4 protein-coding genes are annotated in these 2,936 nt (G+C 31.8%); all 4 read right to left on the bottom strand.

Annotated elements, in window-relative coordinates:
* Nucleotides 1-107: 107 nt before the first annotated feature.
* The 4 genes from DFQ11_RS14950 to DFQ11_RS14935 all read right to left on the bottom strand — a co-directional run bounded on the left by DFQ11_RS14950 (nt 108) and on the right by DFQ11_RS14935 (nt 2,700).
* Entirely contained in the window at nt 108-1,085 is a 978-nt protein-coding gene (locus tag DFQ11_RS14950) for a DUF3644 domain-containing protein (RefSeq protein ID WP_110476681.1), read from the bottom strand.
* A gap of 161 nt (nt 1,086-1,246) precedes the next feature.
* Complete coding sequence (locus DFQ11_RS14945; RefSeq protein WP_110476680.1) at nt 1,247-1,912, bottom strand: hypothetical protein; 666 nt, start codon at nt 1,910-1,912, stop codon at nt 1,247-1,249.
* Nucleotides 1,913-2,059: 147 nt separating this feature from the next.
* Nucleotides 2,060-2,440 carry a hypothetical protein gene (locus DFQ11_RS14940; RefSeq protein ID WP_110476678.1) on the bottom strand — a complete coding sequence of 127 codons (381 nt, stop codon included), beginning with the start codon at nt 2,438-2,440 and terminating at the stop codon, nt 2,060-2,062.
* The gene (locus DFQ11_RS14935) at nt 2,440-2,700 is read right to left on the bottom strand and encodes a hypothetical protein (RefSeq protein WP_110476677.1); all 261 of its coding nucleotides are present in this window, start codon (nt 2,698-2,700) and stop codon (nt 2,440-2,442) included. The genes DFQ11_RS14940 and DFQ11_RS14935 overlap by 1 nt, the downstream gene beginning before the upstream one ends.
* Nucleotides 2,701-2,936 lie beyond the last annotated feature (236 nt).

The raw sequence follows: 2,936 nt of genomic DNA, 5'->3' as shown, positions 1-2,936 counted from the left end.
TTGCTAAATCTGGACTAATATATGAGGATAGTTACAGAAGTTCTTTGGTGAGAAATTAATGCTTTTTTACTTGTTTTTTACCACAGTACTTTGTTAGGGCACGTTTTTTATTCTAATTCTGATTTGTTTTTCAAGCAATATTCCTCGACTATTTTCAGCCAGTGGTCATACCAATACCAAGCTCCTTCAACACTTACTCCAAAATTTTTGTTTGGATTCTTTCCGTCCATTTTTTTCCAAAGTTGAGTATGTTTGTGCATACTGAATTTTGAAAATCCTTTTTCTTTCATTAATGTGACTATGTTTGAAGGAAGATGTTTCTTTTTTTCTTTTTCCTTAATTAAAACATATTCCTTGTTTAAGCCTTCTGCTTCAGGTGTATTCGCAGGAATAAATTCAATTACTTTATCTGCTTGTCCTTTATTATTCGCTGATTTAGGCACATATAAAACTCTATAGGAAAATCGAATATCATTATATAATTCGTCAGTAAGTTTGTCGTCAAAGTCATTAATGTAGGTAGCAATATTTTTCGGTAAATCTGTAAATTCTTTTAGCTTTTCAGTTTGTTCTTCGTTAATGGTAGAAAACTGTAATGATACAGAAAGATGTTTGTCAATTGCATATTTTTGGTCAAATAGCTTTTTGATGTATAGATTATAATTCAAACAACAAGACTGAAATCTAGCACTTAAATATTCATCAATTTTCGTTGTCATTTGATGTTCAATTTCGTGTCTCAAGCCAATAAGAAATCTTAAATTTGATGAAGTAACTTTATCAATTGGACATTCATTGTCGTTTAAACATCTTTCTAATTCCCAGTATTTATATGCACCTCTTTTAGTTCGATGATATCTTTTTCGTGTATTTACTAAATCGTGATATCTATATTCAATTTTTTTCTCACGGTAATATGCGTGAAGTAAATACATCCAAGCAATGTTAGATAAAACAATGAAACTTTCAGACTTAAACTGAATATTTGGATTATTAAAGATTTGGACAGCAGAAAGCATTGCTTCTCTTGATTTTGTCAGAAGTTCAGTTTTTACTGATTTTACTTTTCTGTTTCTTGTTGCCATTCAGTTTTTTTTTCAAATGTGCCCTAACGTGATTGTATAAGATTAGTTGCGTGTTTTAAGCACTGAAGTTAGCAAATAAATCACAGATAGAAAGTCCGCGAGGACTTTCGTAAGTAGGCTTGCACTAGCAATTAATTTTATACGTTGTTGCCCACAGTATTTTATTCAGTCAGAAATTTTGTCGTATAGTTTATTACAAAATCGGAAATAAAAGATTTTATAAATTCATCATCGTTGTATTCATCGTTTTCTTTTAATTCCGCATACAGTTTTTTATATTCTTCTGTTTTTTCAAACAGCTCAAATTGACGTTTTTTGAACTTTACAAATTCTTTATTATTATATTTTCGAGCCTCATTAAATTTTCCATTCTCAATTTCGAGAAGCCAGTATTTACTATACGTTGATGCGTAACCTTGATGAACATATTGCACCATTTTTCCGTGTGGTAAAATCAGAATTCCACTAAACCAATCGATTTTTACTTTTTCCTGTCTTGGAAAATACATTCTGTAGATTGAAACCCATTTTTCTTGAAAATTTCCATCGTCATCTCTATAACCAACTGGTCTTTTCATATCAGTTAGATATAGCTCGTTTTCGATTATCTCAAAATGACCAACATATCCACGCCAAAGTGCTGTTGATACCATATCTGGTCGATTTTCAGGATTTTTCTCAAAATATGGTTCTAATGGATTTGAGTTTAAATCGAACTCTTTTCCATTGTAAATAATCTTGTCAGGATATTGAGCTGTAATTAAACTTTCAGCTTTCGAAATCCCAATCGTCAGTACGATTAATATTATTGATAGCGTCTTTTTCATATTGTGGGCAACGGTTTTGGCTATGGTTTCGTTGCGTGAAAATCCGCAAGGATTTTCCGCCGTAAACCGAAGATAGCAAATTTGCGAGGACTTTCCGAGAGGAAAGTCAGAAGCAATGAACTATAGCCGGTGTTGTACACCGTTTTTTTATTTTCGGTTAAGTATTTGTTTAACATATTTTCTATGGTTTTCAAATCCATTTTTTTCAGGATTTTCCAAGTCAATCATTTGGTCAATTCCAGAATCGTAAATTTGCCAGTTATGTTTTTTTGATAACTCAATCAGAGCATAAAGTCCGTTTTCTCCAAATAATGAAAGCATAAAATTGCTCGAATGTTCGCTGTCGGCAAAAAAGTCAATAGTAAAATCAGTTCCGATTATTTCTCTGCGATTGTCGTCAGTTTTTATTTTGTCAAATGAACTTTCCAAAATTCCGCTAAAATCAGTTGGTTCAAGTTGGTTTTCGTCCAATTCCGCAACTGATTCTATTTTCTGTTTTGAATTAAAGAGTACAATATCCCAACTCATTATTTAGAATTTAATTGTTTTAGTTTTTTAGCAACTTTTAAATGGTCTTCAATTATTGTTGAGCCTCCCATATTTATGTTTGCGTGTTCAAGTAATAGCTTCGCAATTTTGTGTTCGTCAGCATCTTGATTAAGAAGTTTAATTATTGAAGGAACATATCCACTATACTCATCTTCAGGACCAGAATCATTAATTCCGATTGGATCCCAATCTTCCCAAAGAATTCTATCAACTTGGTTCCAAAGTTCTGTCTTTCTCATTTTTTCTCAAATGGTGTACAACGTTTTTGTATATGGTTTGTTGCGTGTTGCAAGCAACTAATTTAGTAAATAATTACCGACCAAGAAAGTCCGCGAGGACTTTCGTAAGTAGGCAATAAACCAGCAATAAACTATATACGGCTTAAGTTAGCATTTTAATAAAAACACTAAATTAAGACCTATAAATAAGAAAGAACAAAGGAGAGGAATAAGGTTATTATATACGCAGAGACTTT

Source organism: Winogradskyella epiphytica, assembly GCF_003217215.1.
Classification (GTDB): Bacteria; Bacteroidota; Bacteroidia; order Flavobacteriales; family Flavobacteriaceae; genus Winogradskyella; species Winogradskyella epiphytica.
Note: the sequence above shows the minus strand (reverse complement) of the source record. Positions and strands in the feature narration are given on the sequence as shown.

Coding starts and splice junctions, on each gene's coding strand:
- DFQ11_RS14935 (WP_110476677.1), bottom strand. CDS start 2,700: ATGAGAAAGACAGAACTTTGGAACCAAGTTGATAGAATTCTTTGGGAA.
- DFQ11_RS14945 (WP_110476680.1), bottom strand. CDS start 1,912: ATGAAAAAGACGCTATCAATAATATTAATCGTACTGACGATTGGGATT.
- DFQ11_RS14950 (WP_110476681.1), bottom strand. CDS start 1,085: ATGGCAACAAGAAACAGAAAAGTAAAATCAGTAAAAACTGAACTTCTG.
- DFQ11_RS14940 (WP_110476678.1), bottom strand. CDS start 2,440: ATGAGTTGGGATATTGTACTCTTTAATTCAAAACAGAAAATAGAATCA.